At 47.4% G+C, this 14,462-nt stretch carries 13 protein-coding genes and 3 tRNA genes; 12 read left to right on the forward strand and 4 right to left on the reverse strand.

The genetic code is table 11. From position 1 onward, the window contains the following. Window positions 1-65 precede the first annotated feature (65 nt). From ACOSVP_RS08970 to ACOSVP_RS08990, 5 genes are all read left to right on the forward strand, one after another. On the forward strand, window positions 66-1,016 hold the full coding sequence (locus ACOSVP_RS08970; protein WP_487347160.1) for a 2-hydroxyacid dehydrogenase: 951 nt from the start codon (window positions 66-68) through the stop codon (window positions 1,014-1,016). Window positions 1,017-1,056: 40 nt separating this feature from the next. Next, window positions 1,057-1,404: a 5-carboxymethyl-2-hydroxymuconate Delta-isomerase gene (locus tag ACOSVP_RS08975; protein WP_487347161.1), complete on the forward strand. Its 348-nt coding sequence runs from the start codon at window positions 1,057-1,059 to the stop codon at window positions 1,402-1,404. Window positions 1,405-1,448: 44 nt separating this feature from the next. Continuing rightward, window positions 1,449-2,414, forward strand: a complete 966-nt coding sequence (locus ACOSVP_RS08980; protein ID WP_487347162.1) for a phospholipase A — start codon at window positions 1,449-1,451, stop codon at window positions 2,412-2,414. Between the two features lie 156 nt (window positions 2,415-2,570). Then, window positions 2,571-3,086 (forward strand): phosphatase PAP2 family protein, encoded by a 516-nt coding sequence (locus ACOSVP_RS08985; protein WP_487347163.1) that lies wholly within the window; start codon window positions 2,571-2,573, stop codon window positions 3,084-3,086. Further along, entirely contained in the window at window positions 3,083-4,156 is a 1,074-nt protein-coding gene (locus tag ACOSVP_RS08990) for an MJ1255/VC2487 family glycosyltransferase (protein WP_487347164.1), read from the forward strand. The genes ACOSVP_RS08985 and ACOSVP_RS08990 overlap by 4 nt, the downstream gene beginning before the upstream one ends. A 58-nt stretch (window positions 4,157-4,214) precedes the next feature. Here ACOSVP_RS08990 and ACOSVP_RS08995 read toward each other — a convergent pair whose 3' ends face one another. Further along, the gene (locus ACOSVP_RS08995; RefSeq protein ID WP_487347165.1) at window positions 4,215-5,111 is read right to left on the reverse strand and encodes a dienelactone hydrolase family protein; all 897 of its coding nucleotides are present in this window, start codon (window positions 5,109-5,111) and stop codon (window positions 4,215-4,217) included. A gap of 110 nt (window positions 5,112-5,221) precedes the next feature. Here ACOSVP_RS08995 and folM point away from each other — a divergent pair, with 110 nt between their 5' ends. Continuing rightward, a complete protein-coding gene (gene folM, locus ACOSVP_RS09000; RefSeq protein WP_487347166.1) occupies window positions 5,222-5,989 on the forward strand; it encodes a dihydromonapterin reductase in 768 nt (255 codons plus the stop codon). Between the two features lie 60 nt (window positions 5,990-6,049). Continuing rightward, complete coding sequence (gene folE, locus ACOSVP_RS09005; protein WP_487347414.1) at window positions 6,050-6,733, forward strand: GTP cyclohydrolase I FolE; 684 nt, start codon at window positions 6,050-6,052, stop codon at window positions 6,731-6,733. A gap of 86 nt (window positions 6,734-6,819) precedes the next feature. Here folE and ACOSVP_RS09010 read toward each other — a convergent pair whose 3' ends face one another. Further along, on the reverse strand, window positions 6,820-7,704 hold the full coding sequence (locus tag ACOSVP_RS09010; RefSeq protein ID WP_487347167.1) for a carboxylate/amino acid/amine transporter: 885 nt from the start codon (window positions 7,702-7,704) through the stop codon (window positions 6,820-6,822). A gap of 193 nt (window positions 7,705-7,897) precedes the next feature. On the opposite strand from ACOSVP_RS09010, the gene ACOSVP_RS09015 reads away from it, so the two are divergent. The 3 genes from ACOSVP_RS09015 to ACOSVP_RS09025 all read left to right on the forward strand — a co-directional run bounded on the left by ACOSVP_RS09015 (window position 7,898) and on the right by ACOSVP_RS09025 (window position 8,444). Further along, window positions 7,898-7,982, forward strand: a tRNA-Leu gene (locus tag ACOSVP_RS09015). Between the two features lie 140 nt (window positions 7,983-8,122). Continuing rightward, a tRNA-Leu gene (locus ACOSVP_RS09020) sits at window positions 8,123-8,207 on the forward strand. Between the two features lie 152 nt (window positions 8,208-8,359). Further along, window positions 8,360-8,444 (forward strand) — tRNA-Leu (locus ACOSVP_RS09025). Window positions 8,445-8,555: 111 nt separating this feature from the next. Here the strand turns inward: ACOSVP_RS09025 and ACOSVP_RS09030 are convergent. Then, window positions 8,556-9,779 (reverse strand): MFS transporter, encoded by a 1,224-nt coding sequence (locus ACOSVP_RS09030; RefSeq protein WP_487347168.1) that lies wholly within the window; start codon window positions 9,777-9,779, stop codon window positions 8,556-8,558. Between the two features lie 109 nt (window positions 9,780-9,888). Next, window positions 9,889-10,788: a helix-turn-helix domain-containing protein gene (locus tag ACOSVP_RS09035; protein ID WP_487347169.1), complete on the reverse strand. Its 900-nt coding sequence runs from the start codon at window positions 10,786-10,788 to the stop codon at window positions 9,889-9,891. 201 nt (window positions 10,789-10,989) lie between these two features. Here ACOSVP_RS09035 and exaC point away from each other — a divergent pair, with 201 nt between their 5' ends. Together exaC and ACOSVP_RS09045 are read left to right on the forward strand one after the other, a co-directional pair. Then, entirely contained in the window at window positions 10,990-12,507 is a 1,518-nt protein-coding gene (exaC, locus tag ACOSVP_RS09040; protein ID WP_487347170.1) for an acetaldehyde dehydrogenase ExaC, read from the forward strand. 358 nt (window positions 12,508-12,865) lie between these two features. Next, window positions 12,866-14,434 (forward strand): inorganic phosphate transporter, encoded by a 1,569-nt coding sequence (locus ACOSVP_RS09045; protein ID WP_487347171.1) that lies wholly within the window; start codon window positions 12,866-12,868, stop codon window positions 14,432-14,434. The last annotated feature ends 28 nt before the right edge of the window (window positions 14,435-14,462 follow it).

A 14,462-nucleotide genomic window follows, 5' to 3' on the forward strand; every position in this document is an offset into this window, starting at 1 on the left:
CTCTTTCATGATAAACCCTAAGTTAGAAGAAGGGATTTAAAGCCTTTTTGAGAGGTACGCAAACTATGCTCTTAACTTCCACCATTCCATTTATCAGTACCCTAGACGAAGCGGAAGAAAGCGTGTGGCTAGAAGTACTGTCTAAAGCCATGCCTGATGAATCCGTTTTGCCTCTGCGTAAACTCACTGAAAATCAGCGCAAAATGGCCGATGTGGCCATTGTCGCCAACCCCGATCCAAATGATTTATTGACCTTACCCAACTTGGTTTGGGTGCATAGTGTTTGGGCGGGTGTGGAGAAAATGCTGCAACAAAAACAGCCGCCACGTTACAGTATTGTGCGCTTAGTGGATCCAGAATTAAGTCGCGCTATGACAGAAGCCGTGATCGCGTGGACCCTGTTTTTACATCGTGAAATGCCAGCTTATGCCCATCAGCAAGGCAAAGTCTTATGGCAACCGCTACCTTATCTGGCAGCCAAAGATCGTACTGTCGGAGTATTGGGACTGGGGGAATTAGGGCAGAGTGCCGCACAGGCCTTGGTCAAGCTAGGTTTTCAAGTGCAGGGTTGGAGTCGCACTGAAAAACGTATCGAACAGGTAGCCTGCTTGTCTGGCGATCAAGGGTTAGAGCAACTGCTTGGACAGAGCGATATCATCGTTTGTTTATTACCGCTGACGGCCATGACGGAAGGGCTGCTTAGCAGTGAAAACCTGGCTAAGATAAAACCGGGTGCTCAGCTGATTAACTTTGCCCGCGGTAAAATTGTCGATGAAGATGCGCTCTTGTATGAGCTGAACACTGGCCGTATCAAGCACGCGGTACTGGATGTGTTTATGTATGAACCGTTACCTCGTTCACACCCTTTTTGGACCCATCCGAATATTACTGTGTTACCACATATCTCGGCTCCGACCACGCTGCACAGTGCTGCGCAGATCGTGGCGCAAAATATTCGTAACTATCGTCATTTAAGTCTATTACCCAAAACAGTCGATACCCTGCTTGGTTACTGAGTAAACTCTTTCCATTAAAAATAACTAGAAGGACGTCCTTATGCCCCATTGCATCATTGAGTACAGCCAAAATCTTGAACAAGAAGTGCCGCCGTTAGACTGGATGGAAGCGGTGCAGCAAGCATGTCTCGACTCTGGCCTGTTTCAACCGGCAGATATTAAATTGCGCGCTTTTGCCTGTAAGCACTTTATTACCAATGGTGTGCAAGATGCTTTTGTCCATGTCAGTGTGCGCATGTTGGGCGGGCGTAGTACAAAACAGAAATCGGAACTTTCACAGTCTGTCCTTGATGCTTTGTGCAGCTTTGCGGTGAAACAAGTTAGCCTATCGGTAGAAATCATCGAAATGGATAATGCAAGTTATCTGCGTAAGGTGATCCCAGCGTAACGCTTCTTGATTCATAACCCGATCGATTGTCAAAGGAGATGGCCATGAATTGGCAACAGGTAAGTGTGCTTTTAATTGGCCTTGGGCTCTACAGTGGTGTCAGCATGGCAGAAACTGCTCCGGTGACACTGGAGGAGATTGAAACTGAAGAGTCAGTTTCAATGGAGCCAGAGTCGCCAGAGCCGATAGCCGAACGCGCTCGAAAAGCCAATGGCATGATCGAGCAGCGGGTGCAATATGAAGAGCGTTCCGCGGGCGATCCCTTTGTCTTGACGGCCCACAAGCCGAATTACTTCCTGCCTATTTATTACACGGGTAAATCTGGAGATCGCGGCTCTTACAACAATGTCGATTCAGATCAGCTGCAAGACACCGAGTTTAAGTTTCAGGTCAGTTTAAAATTTCCGGTGGCGAAAGGGGTGCTAGGTCGTAATTCAAAGCTGTGGTTTGCCTATACCCAAGAATCCTATTGGCAAGCTTACAATCGCGAAATCTCAGCCCCATTTCGTGATACCAATTATGAACCAGAGGCTTTTATCACCACTGAGCCGAAGCTGGATTTCAGCTTTTTTGGCGCTAAGTTATCCCACCTAAACTACGGGGTCGTGCACCAATCGAATGGCCGTGGTGAACCAATTTCTCGTTCTTGGAATCGTGTCTACGCCGACTTTATCTTCGAGCATCAAAATACGGTAGTGTCGATCAAGCCTTGGTATCGTATTCCTGAATCAGGGGACAACGATGATAACTCCGATATCGAAGATTACTTGGGCCATGGTGAAATCACCGTGGTGCATGTGATCAATGATGTCACCGTGGATGTGCTGCTACGTAATAACCTTGATTTCTCGGAGAACCATGGCGCAGTGCGTTTGGGGGTGAGTTTCCCTATGTGGGGCAAGGTGCGTGGTTATGCCCAATATTTTGAAGGCTACGGACAGTCGTTGCTGGATTACGATAACTACACACGCTCATTCGGTATCGGCTTTATGTTGAGTAATTGGCTGTAGTCTACTGCTCAGCTGTCAATCAACAACCTTACCATTCTGGTTTCAAAAGCGCTCCTAGTGAGCGCTTGCTTGTCATAAAAGCATCATCCTCCTGCCACGAAAATGACACCCAAATTTTCTATTTTGAAACGATAGAAGACGTGTAGAGGTGGCGTTATGAACATACTTAACAGCATTCACAACATGGACGTGACAACATTTTACTGGCTGATGGCGCGTAAGCATCGCCAGTTAATGACTCGAGTGAGTCGAGTGATTTCGATGTCGGCTGATGGGCCATTGTATGTTGTCTTGGCGTTAGCATTTTGGTCGTTTGGCTTAGAGACATGGGCTTACATCATTATGGGCGGCTTTGCCCTAGAGCGTGTGCTCTATTTGATCCTGAAAAAGAGCTTTAAGCGCAATCGCCCAGCGGACATTTTGGAAGACTTCACCAGCTTTATTCGTCCTTCTGACAAATTCTCGTTTCCTTCTGGGCATACTTCTGGCGCGTTTTTCATGGCGTACTGTTTGAGTGAATGGTTCCCAGAGTTCTATCTAAGCTTCTACAGCTGGTCTGCCATGGTGGCCATGTCGCGTATTTTTCTGGGGGTACATTTCCCAACAGATACCGCTATGGGCGCCTTGCTCGGCACCACATGTGCGATGCTGTCGTTTGGAGTGTTGGCATGAAGATTTTATATGGCGTGCAAGGCACCGGTAATGGTCATATCACGCGCGCTCGTGCCATGAGTGTGGAGTTTGCGCGTCTTGGTATTGAAGTGGATTATGTCTTCTCTGGCCGTGATGCGAATGACTACTTTGATATGGAAGGCTTTGGCAATTACCGTACTTTTAACGGTTTATCGTTTGTTGCCAAAAATGGCCAAATTAGTATGTGGGCAACCTACCGTCAGGCGAAAGTCTTGCGATTATTGAAAGACATCGCCAGCTTTGATGTGTCGGAGTACGACTTGGTGTTAACGGATTTCGAGCCGATTACCGCATGGGCCGCTAAACGACAAGGCAAACCTTGTATCGGAGTTGGTCACCAGTATGCTTTTCAATACGATATTCCGAAATACAAGGGCGATGCTATTGGTTCTTGGATCATGTCGCGCTTTGCACCAGTAAGCCAAGGGGTTGGTGTTCATTGGCATCATTTTGGCGAACCAATACTGCCGCCGATTATTCAGCATGCAGAACATAAGAGCGTGGCGCAAGACGATCAGGTGTTGGTGTATTTGCCGTTTGAAAACAGTGAAGATGTGATGGAGTGGTTGGAAGGCGTACCTTCCTACAAGTTCCGCATGCACTGTAAGGACATTGAGCCAGGTAAATACGGCAATATCGAAGTGTTTCCATTTAGTCGTGATGGCTTCCAAAAGAATTTGCATGAATGTAAATCAGTGCTATGTAATGCTGGCTTTGAGTTGAATTCGGAAGCCTTGCATATGGGGCGCCGTATTATGGTGAAGCCGCTACATGGGCAAGTGGAGCAGTTATCCAATGTGGTGGCGCTAGAGAGTTTAGGCTTTGCCAAAGCCAGTAAAACCCTTTCTTCAGAGGTTATTCAGGAATGGCTAGATGGCTCGAAAGTGGTTCGCGTCGCCTATCCGAATGTGGCCAAAGGCATTGCTGAGTGGATTGCGGCAGGTGCTAAAACACCAGTCGAAGAATTGAGTCAGCAACTGTGGCAACATGTGCTGCCGACAAACGGTGTCTATTTTTGCAAAGATGATATTGTGCCGGCAACGGCATAGTGAGCGAACACTTCATGAAAAAGGCCTTCTCAACAGAAGGCCTTTTTGCTTTAAGGGGTTAAGCGAGGTGTTGTTTGAAAAAGGCAATGGTGCGCTGCCAAGCTAGTTCTGCACTTGGCTCGTCATAGCGTGCGGTGGAGTCATTGTGGAAACCGTGATTGACGCGTTCGTACATATGCGCTTGATAATCCGCCCCCATGGTTTTTAGGGCGTTTTCATAATCCGGCCAAGTATCGTTGACGCGCTGATCTAGTTCGGCGAAATGCAACAATAACGGCCCTTTTAGGTTTTGTAGGTCTGAGGTTGGTGGTGTGCCGTAGAAAGGCACGGCGGCGTCAATCATATTTGGCCAAGAGGCGGCCATTTGGTTAGATACATATCCTCCAAAGCAGAAGCCGACAATACCTAGTTTATTGGTGGTCAGTGAGTGCGATTTGAGGAAGGTTGCCGCATCGCTGAAATCCCCTAAGATCTTATCCTTGTCTAAGGTCTTTTGCATCGCACGACCTTCATCATCATTGCCAGGATAGCCGCCCAAAGGAAATAAGGCGTCGGGTGCAAATGCCACAAAACCCTCTTTGGCTAAACGTCTTGCCACATCTTCAATGTACGGGTTCAAACCTCGGTTTTCATGTACCACGATCACCCCAGCAGCAGGGTTGTCGGCGTTAACGCCAGCAGGAACAACTAAGTAGCCACGCGCTTTGCCATGTCCGCTGGGAGCATCAATTTCTACGTAGCGTGCGCTGATATCTGGATCGTTGAAGGAGACTTGCTCAGCAAGGGCATAGTTTGGTAGTAGTGCTGCGGAAACGGCCGTGGCGGTGATGCCTGCCACCCCAAGCGTGGACAGACGGCGAATAAAGGTGCGGCGGTCGATATCGCCATGGGCATATTCGTCATACCAATCAAATGCCACCTGCGGAATCAAAGGCAACGGTTCTTTGTTACTCATAGTACGCTCCATCGAATGTTAAAGAGTCTTAAAGGACTGCTTAAAAGTTAGACTAATTTGTTGAACCAACCTAGCTTTGAATACGTATTATTTAACAATTCGGATGGTTAATGGATCGTTTTCGCTCGAATAATTTGGAGATTATGATGCAGCAAGAGTATGTCTACCCACATTTCATTACCGGAGGCGGTCGGCGTTTGGGATTGGCGCTGGTCCATGCCTTGCTGGCACAAGGTGATCGGGTGGTGATGAGTTATCGAACCTTTACGCCAGTGATTGAGGAACTGATGGCGCTCGGTGTGCATTGTATTCGTGCGGATTTTACGCAGCCTGAGAGTGTCACCAAGATGATCAATACCATTCTGGCAGAATATAAGGGACTAAGAAGTATTATTCACAATGCGTCAGATTGGGGCTCGGAAGTGGACAATGAAGATTTAACGGAACTGATGGCGCGTATGTGGCAGGTTCATGTGGCCGTGCCATATCAACTCAACATGACGTTGCAAACTCTGTTATTATGCGCAGCTAATGATTTGGATCAAGCGACCGATATAATCCACTTGACCGACTTTGTGGCGGAAAAGGGCAGCGATAAGCATATCGCGTACGCTGCTAGTAAAGCAGGCTTGGCCAATTTGAGTTTATCCTTTGCTCGCCAGTTGGCACCAAAGGTAAAAGTTAATGCGATTGCGCCCTCTCTATTGATGTTTCATGAGAGCGATAATAAGGAATATCAGCAGAAAGCATTAAAAAAATCGTTATTATGCCTAGAACCAGGTGAACAGGAAGGGGTTGCAGCGGTACAATACCTCCTCAGTAGTCGTTACATGACCGGGCGCACTTTGGCTTTGGATGGAGGTCGTCACTTAGCTTGAATGGAAGCTGCGACGCTCTAGGCATCATGAATGAACGAATTAGCTAGACAAGGTATTGATATGACAACTGCAATGGCAGAAACCAGTAAAGTGAGCAATATTGCGCTTTCTGAAGAGGCGGCTCGTGTTCGTGATGCCCTCATTAAGCACGGTCTTGAAACACCAATGATCGACAACGGTTTGTCGACTGAAGAAAAGTACCAGCGCATCAAATCTGCATTTGAGGACGTGGTGTATACATTGGGCTTAGATCTTACCGATGACAGCCTTTCAGAAACGCCTCACCGTATTGCCAAGATGTATGTGAAAGAGATTTTCTCTGGACTGGATTACGGCCAATTCCCAAAAATCACGGTCATCGAAAACAAGATGAAAGTGGATGAGATGGTGAAGGTTAGTGACATTTCATTTACCAGTACTTGTGAACACCACTTTGTTACCATTGATGGTCTTGCTAAAGTTGCTTACTTGCCTAAGAATAAAATCATCGGTTTGTCGAAGATCAACCGTATTGTGCGTTTCTTCGGCCAACGTCCGCAGGTGCAAGAGCGTTTAACACAGCAGATTCTAGTGACGCTACAAACCTTGCTGGAAACGGACAACGTTGCCGTTAGCATCAGTGCGACTCACTACTGTGTGAAAGCGCGTGGTGTGATGGATGCTAGCTCTTCAACACAGACAACGGCATTAGGCGGTCTGTTTAAGCGTAGTGATAAGACTCGCAGTGAGTTCTTAGCCAACTAAGCGCGCCTCGATCTAAGCACGCCTCGATAGACGCAAACAAAAATGGGAACCTAAGGGTTCCCATTTTTATTGTGCTAGATTTGCCTCTAAGCCTGTTCGGCAATCGGCTTGGCACGTTCTTTTTGCTTGATAAACCATTCATTTAAATACAAAGCAAAAATGATCACGGCACCGCCGATCGCTAGTCGAACAATGTCCGCATCGCGGTTCCAGAACAATACGTTCACCAAAATGCCAGCCGGGATCAATAGGTTGTTAGCCACCGCTAAGGCGCCAACGTTGACCATGGTCGCGCCCTTGTTCCAAGCAAAGTAGCCCATGCCTGAGGCAATGACACCCAAGTAAACCAAAATACCCCATTGCAAGTTAGTGGTGGGGAGTTTGTCGACATTGCCAAGTAATAAGAAGCAAGGCACCACGACAATGAAGGCACCAATAAAGAACCAACCAAATAACGTTAATTGCGGTAAGTCGGTTGGGTTGTTGGCCATCAGGCGTTTGTAAGCTACTTGCCCTAAGCCAAAGCAAAGGTTGGCACCTTGGACCAATAAAAAGCCCTGAATAAAGCCTTCATCGATGCCTTGATAACGAATGCCCACGGCACCGGCTACTGCTATTAAAGCACTGATGATGTAGCCAGGAGTAAAGCGACGCTCCAAAATATCATTGATCAAGGCAATGTATATCGGTGTCATCACGGTGAACAGCAGCACTTCAGGCACTGACAAATGCAAGAAGGACTGATAGTAAAAGCCGTACATAATGCCGAGCTGACAAGCGCCGATGGCCATTAATTTTAGTGCCAGAGCTTTGGGTGTTTGGCGAAACTTAATGAAGGGCAGAAATACCAGCATCGCCAAAGTGATGCGCATCAGAACGGAGAACCAAGAGTCTACTTGCCCCGCCAAATACACGCCAATCAAGCTAAATGAAAAAGCCCATAGGCCAGTCATGGCCAATAAAATCCACATAGAAGACAGTCTCCATAAATTGAGCAGGCATTATAAGGTCGGGGTGTATGATTGTCAGTAAACCACTTGAAGAAAGGTGGTTTACTAATGTTTGCATGGAAAGCTATTTTAAAAATATTCACTAATACGTTAAAAAATTGAAATAAAACCCTTGACCGTAGAAAGGGGATCTCTATAATACGCTCCATTCCTTGCGGGAGTGGTGGAATTGGTAGACACGCTGGATTTAGGTTCCAGTGCTTCACGGCGTGAGAGTTCGAGTCTCTCCTTCCGCACCAAATTTAAAAAAGCTGATCTGAGATCGGCTTTTTTATTGTCTCAGATGTTGATTTATATCCATCTAAGGCTTTGGTTGTTGGCAATGAATTTGGTTTAATTGCTTAAACCGACATCGACACACGATGTAAAACACTCTTTTGCGGGAGTGGTGGAATTGGTAGACACGCTGGATTTAGGTTCCAGTGCTTCACGGCGTGAGAGTTCGAGTCTCTCCTTCCGCACCATATTAAAAAAGCCGATCTAAATAGATCGGCTTTTTTATTGCCTAAAATAAATAATTGTTTCATAAAGAGTTTCTGCCAGAAGGTTGGCTGAAAATATTTTCGAAAGCCTCTTGACCAAAGTAAGCGTATCTCTATAATACGCGTCATTCCTTGCGGGAGTGGTGGAATTGGTAGACACGCTGGATTTAGGTTCCAGTGCTTCACGGCGTGAGAGTTCGAGTCTCTCCTTCCGCACCAAATTTAAAAAAGCCGATCTATTTAGATCGGCTTTTTTTATGCCTGAAATTTATCAAATGTTCACCTAGCTGGAAACAAATCCAGCCATGTGAGCAATCGGTTTGTTCTTAACTACCTATCTGTATTTTCTAACGTGTTACGCTGTAGCAAACTTGGGAACAAGATCATCCACAGTCCTACCACGGCAATGGTGCCAAAACCGCCTAAGACAATCGCTGGTACAGTACCAAACAAAGCGGCCGTTGCGCCGGATTCAAATTCACCCAGCTGGTTCGAGCTGCCGATAAATACTGAGTTGGCGGCACTGACGCGGCCTCGCATTTCATCTGGTGTTTCAAGTTGAACCAGAGTCGAGCGAATTACCACACTGATCATATCGGAAGCGCCAAGAACAAACAGAGCGGCCATCGACAAAATCAAGTTTTCGGATAAACCAAAGGCAATGGTGGCGAGACCAAAGATTGCCACGGCCGCATACATGATCTTGCCGACGCTGTGAGTCAGTGGTCGGCGTGCTAGGTAGAGCGACATCAGCAGGGCACCTAGTGCAGGCGCGCAGCGTAATAGCCCCAGTCCCCAAGGACCTGTGTGCAGAATGTCTTTAGCGACAATGGGGAGTAGAGCAGTAGCGCCACCTAGCAAGACGGCAAACATATCCAGCGATACCGAGCCCAAGATCAGCTTGTTGTTTTTGATAAAGCGCAAGCCTCCGAGTAAGTGATGCAAGTCCACTGGCTGTTTGCCCTTCGCCACATAGTCGTAGTGTAGGAAAAATAGAATGCAGCAAGACACTAGGAAGCAGGCCATGCTGGTGAAATATAAGGTGGGTGCGCCGAGTAAATAAATCACGCCCCCAAGTGCAGGGCCTGCGATCACGGAGATCTCGCGGGCGGACGCGATAGCGCTGACTGCGCGGGATAGTAAGGCGGGAGGAATGAGATTCGGTAAGATGGATTGTGCGGCGGGCATCTCAAACGCACGCGCGGTGCCGAGCATGACCGCACAGGTGTAAATCATATTGGCTGAGATGGTATCCGTTAGGTTGCCGTAGGCAAGAATCGCAACCGTTGAGGCCATGGTTAAGCGAGTGCAGACACAGATGATACGACGGTTATAGCGATCGGCCACATGGCCTACCACTAGTGTCAGCAGCAATTGTGGTAGGAACTGAAACAAGCCCACTAAGCCGAGTGCCATGGCACTATTGGTCAAGTCATAGACCTGCCAACCAATGCCGACGGTTAACATCTGGAAGGCGAATGAAGAGGCAATTTGTCCGACCCAGAAGTGAACAAAGTTACGCTGCTGTAGCAGAGACGCTGGGATACTCGACATGAAAGTCCTTTTAGACATAAAAGAAAGGTTAGTAGAGTTTATCAACTAACCTTTCACAACACTAAGGGAGATCGAAGTCTTGCGCCCTTTATCCAAATTGAGCTGAGTTCTAATTTAGCTGATTTTGGATCTGTCGCGGGGATACGCCGAAATGCTGGTGGAAGCGGCGGCTAAAGTGGCTCAAGCTCTGGTAACCGAGCTCCATGCTGACTTCGGTAACCGAGCGTCGTTGCTTGAGATATTCCAGTGCGGCATTCATACGGCGCTGATGTTGGTATTCGTTTGGCGTGCAGCCAAGATGGCGCTTAAATTCTTGATAAAAGCGGCTGCGACTCATGCACGCCAGCTTACTTAGTGAATCAATATCTAACGGCAGTGATAGGTTGGACTCAATAAACATCAGGGCATTGGTCAATCCGTTGGCATCCGGCATCAGTTGCGTGAACTTTAGCAGAGCTTCGCGTCCGTGGTGACGCAAAATGCGAGTGACCAATTCACTCACGCCAAAATCCACCAATAGATCTCGGTCGGGATCATTCTGCACAAAATCACTGACCAAGCGATCGATCACTTGCTGTGTGCCTTGGGTATGTAGAGTATGCAGCGGCTTATTCGGATCTATTGGCGCCAAACCGTTCATGTTGGTGACATCGTTCATGCGATCGCAAATCTGTGCAATACGCTCTTGCGAGATTTCTACCGTCAAACAAGTGGTTGGTCGATCAAGCTGTGCTTCTGGAAAATCGATAAAGACTTCTTCTTTAGGCGCCAGAATAAAGGATTCATGAGGCAAAAAGGGAATGTCTTGAGCATTCTTGGTATGCATGACTTTCGCGCCAGTCACCATACCACAGTACAGCAATGAGTCGGATTTAAGGCTGACTTTTTTGGCTTGTTCGTAGGTGTCGTAAATGCTGAGTTCTGCCTGTGGACCGGCAAAGCAAACACGATTCTCAACAAGCTCGGTGGGCTGACGTAACACCCCTAAGCTTGCTAAATGATGAGTCATACACACCTCTTTAATTCTTGTTGGATGATGGTGCAGAGTGAATTGTCTAATCTTTACCCCAGATTATAGGTCAGGGTCAACTTTTATGGACTGACAGACAACTTTTTTAGACTGTCAGGCAAGAACTGTTGTTTTCATGAGACTACATTGAATGGACTGTAATTAAGTTGCTACCAAAACAAAAATAACGGAGTAAACAGTATGATTTATGCTAAACCAGGTTCTGAAGGCAGTGTTGTAAGCTTTAACGAACAGTATGAAAACTTCATTGGTGGCGAATGGGTTGCCCCAGTGAAAGGTCAGTACTTTGACAATGTAAGTCCTGTGGATGGTAAGCCATTCTGTCGTATTCCTCGTTCTACCGAAGAAGATATCAACCTCGCACTAGATGCAGCCCATGCTGCCAAAGATGCTTGGGCGAAAACATCCGTTCAAGCCCGCTCTAATATCCTTTTAAAAATTGCTGACCGTATCGAAGCCAATCTAGAAGCCCTAGCCGTTTCTGAAACATGGGATAACGGTAAAGCCGTTCGTGAGACTTTAGCGGCTGACGTGCCACTAAGTGCTGATCACTTCCGCTACTTTGCTGGCTGTGTCCGTGCTCAAGAAGGCTCAATTGGTGAGATCGATGAAAACACAGTGGCCTACCATTTCCACGAGCCACTAGGTGTGGTCGGTCAAATCATTCCATGGAACTTCCCATTACTGATGGCGGCTTGGAAATTGGCACCAGCCTTGGCTGCCGGTAACTGTGTTGTGCTTAAGCCAGCAGAGCAGACTCCTGCGTCTATCCTTGTGCTAGCCAATTTGATTAAAGATTTACTACCAGCGGGTGTGTTGAACATTGTCAATGGTTACGGTGCTGAAGCCGGTCAGGCACTAGCAACCAGCACGCGTATTGCCAAAATTGCCTTCACGGGCTCGACGCCTGTGGGCTCGCACATCATGAAATGTGCCGCGGAAAATATCATTCCATCGACCGTAGAGCTTGGTGGTAAATCGCCAAACATCTACTTCAACGACATCATGAATGCAGAAGACGCCTTCATCAGTAAGTGTGTTGAGGGTACGGTATTGGCCTTCTTCAACCAAGGTGAGGTGTGTACTTGTCCATCACGCTTGTTGGTACAAGAAGACATCTACGATGACTTCATTAAGCTTGTGGTTGAGCGTATTGGTCAGATTAAGCGTGGCAATCCGCTGGATACTGAAACTATGGTCGGCGCGCAAGCTTCCCAAGAGCAATTCGATAAGATCATGAGCTACCTACAAATTGGTCGTGATGAAGGTGCTGAAGTGCTGATTGGTGGTGACTCAGAAGTGATTGACGGCTTTAACGATGGCTACTACATCAAGCCAACCTTGTTGAAAGGCTCGAACGACATGCGCGTCTTCCAAGAAGAAATCTTTGGCCCAGTGGTCGCAGTGACTACCTTTAAAGACGAAGCGGAAGCGCTGGCGATCGCCAACGATACTGAGTTTGGTCTAGGTGCGGGTGTTTGGACACGCGATACTAACCTTGCTTATCGTATGGGCCGCGGCATCCAAGCGGGCCGTGTATGGATGAACTGTTACCACCAGTACCCAGCGCATGCGGCGTTTGGTGGTTACAAGAAATCAGGTGTTGGTCGTGAGACCCACAAGATGATGTTAGATCATTACCAACAAACTAAGAACATGTTGGTTAGCTACGACATCAATCCGCTAGGCTTCTTCTAAGCCGCACATTTTACCCTGAGAATTGGCCCCCCCAATTCTATTTTTTGGCCCCCTCGGGGGCCTTTTTTTATGGCTAAAATGGTCAAATTGTTAATTGTGACTACGCTTGTAATATTGCTGTCACATAAAGGTCATATAAATGTCACTCAAGTGAAATGTAAGGCGCTTGGGGCAGTGATTGTGTCAAGTTTCGGTCTACTTTGGGTTTTTATAGAAAAGATCTAAGTGTAGAATGTCGCGCGTTTCAATTTAATGAAATTTGACGGATTAATTTGAAGAGCTGGTTAAGTGCCTTGGGAAAAGGCAGCGCGGCAATTTTGCCAACCAGTGTCGTTTAATTACCTAAGAAGTATCTTTTATGGATCTAGCAAACTACGGCTCAGACACAAAAACTACCCGCGGTGGTGAAATCGTTCGTATCCTAGTTGCGTTGGCCTTCGTTGTCATCGCAGGCTACTACGCTTACACCCATGGCGAAGGCATTTCAAATGTCTCTATCCTAGCGATTGCAGCGGCATTTGGTGCTTACATGGCACTGAATATCGGTGCTAACGACGTTGCCAACAACGTTGGCCCTGCGGTAGGTTCAAAAGCCCTATCGATGACGGGCGCGATCTTGATTGCTGCGATCTTTGAAGCAGCCGGTGCCTTGATTGCTGGTGGTAGCGTTGTCGGTACCATTAAAAATGGCATCATCAACCCTAATGCTTTGCCTGATGTTGCGACCTTTATTTGGGTGATGATGGCGGCCTTGCTTGCCGGCGCTATTTGGTTGAACCTTGCGACTTACCTAGGCGCTCCAGTATCGACGACTCACTCGATTGTCGGTGGTGTAATGGGAGCAGGTATCGCAGCCGGTGGTTGGGATATTGCTAACTGGGATAAAGTAGGAGCTATCGTTGCAAGCTGGGTGATTTCACCAGTCATGGGTGGTGTGATTGCGGCTTCGTTCCTGATCTACATTAAGCGCTCTATCACTTACAAGAGTGACATGATCGAAGCTGCGAAGAAAGTTGTGCCAATGCTAGTAGCCTTCATGGTATGGGCGTTCGCAACTTATTTGGCAATGAAAGGCTTGAAACATATCTGGAAGCTAGACTTTGTTACCGCGGCATTGATTGGTCTTGGTCTAGCGATCACTGCTTACTTTGTGGTTCGTCCGCTTATCGACCGTGCAGCTCAGAAAGCTGCCAGTGAGAAAGATGCGGTAAACAATCTGTTTACTGTTCCTTTGGTGGTTTCTGCGGCGTTGCTAAGTTTTGCTCATGGCGCCAACGACGTAGCCAACGCGATTGGTCCATTGGCTGCAATCAATGATGCTCTATTGCATGGCGGTATGGCTTCTAAAGCAGCGATTCCTCTATGGGTAATGATGGTGGGTGGCTTGGGTATTGCCATCGGTCTAGCGCTATTTGGTCCAAAACTGATTCGTACGGTAGGCTCTGAAATCACTGAGCTTGATAAAACGCGCGCATTCTGTGTTGCGATGGCCGCTGCGATTACGGTAATCATCGCTTCTCAGCTTGGTTTACCAGTAAGTTCTACTCATATTGCCGTAGGTGGTATCTTCGGTGTGGGCTTCCTACGTGAATACTTGAAGCTTTCTTACGAGAAGAAATTGGCTCAGATCGAGAAGCACTCTGAAAACTCGGGTCTGGGTGCAGAAGATACACACGCCTTCGTTGAGCGCTTTAAAATGGCGGATGTAGAAGAAAAGCGTGCGATCTTACGTGAAGTGAAATCGCTACAGACTTCTGCACCAATCAGTAAAGAAGAGCGTAAGAGTCTTAAGAAAGCGACTAAGAAAGAGTTGGTTAAGCGTTCCGCGCTACTACGTATCGCTGCCGCATGGGTGATCACGGTTCCTGCTTCGGCATTGTTGGCTGCGGTCATCTTCTATGCACTACTAGGCTTCTCTGTCGCTTAATTGCGCGAATATTAGAGAGTTTTGAAAA

The organism is Marinomonas sp. HM11-D (genome assembly GCF_057626615.1).

Excerpts from the sequence above, each read along its gene's own strand:
- ACOSVP_RS08975 (WP_487347161.1), top strand. The coding sequence starts at position 1,057 with ATGCCCCATTGCATCATTGAGTACAGCCAAAATCTTGAACAAGAAGTG.
- ACOSVP_RS09035 (WP_487347169.1), bottom strand. The coding sequence starts at position 10,788 with ATGACTCATCATTTAGCAAGCTTAGGGGTGTTACGTCAGCCCACCGAG.
- ACOSVP_RS08985 (WP_487347163.1), top strand. The coding sequence starts at position 2,571 with ATGAACATACTTAACAGCATTCACAACATGGACGTGACAACATTTTAC.
- ACOSVP_RS08970 (WP_487347160.1), top strand. The coding sequence starts at position 66 with ATGCTCTTAACTTCCACCATTCCATTTATCAGTACCCTAGACGAAGCG.
- ACOSVP_RS08990 (WP_487347164.1), top strand. The coding sequence starts at position 3,083 with ATGAAGATTTTATATGGCGTGCAAGGCACCGGTAATGGTCATATCACG.
- ACOSVP_RS08995 (WP_487347165.1), bottom strand. The coding sequence starts at position 5,111 with ATGAGTAACAAAGAACCGTTGCCTTTGATTCCGCAGGTGGCATTTGAT.
- exaC (WP_487347170.1), top strand. The coding sequence starts at position 10,990 with ATGATTTATGCTAAACCAGGTTCTGAAGGCAGTGTTGTAAGCTTTAAC.
- ACOSVP_RS08980 (WP_487347162.1), top strand. The coding sequence starts at position 1,449 with ATGAATTGGCAACAGGTAAGTGTGCTTTTAATTGGCCTTGGGCTCTAC.
- ACOSVP_RS09045 (WP_487347171.1), top strand. The coding sequence starts at position 12,866 with ATGGATCTAGCAAACTACGGCTCAGACACAAAAACTACCCGCGGTGGT.
- folM (WP_487347166.1), top strand. The coding sequence starts at position 5,222 with ATGGATCGTTTTCGCTCGAATAATTTGGAGATTATGATGCAGCAAGAG.
- ACOSVP_RS09010 (WP_487347167.1), bottom strand. The coding sequence starts at position 7,704 with ATGTGGATTTTATTGGCCATGACTGGCCTATGGGCTTTTTCATTTAGC.
- ACOSVP_RS09030 (WP_487347168.1), bottom strand. The coding sequence starts at position 9,779 with ATGTCGAGTATCCCAGCGTCTCTGCTACAGCAGCGTAACTTTGTTCAC.
- folE (WP_487347414.1), top strand. The coding sequence starts at position 6,050 with ATGACAACTGCAATGGCAGAAACCAGTAAAGTGAGCAATATTGCGCTT.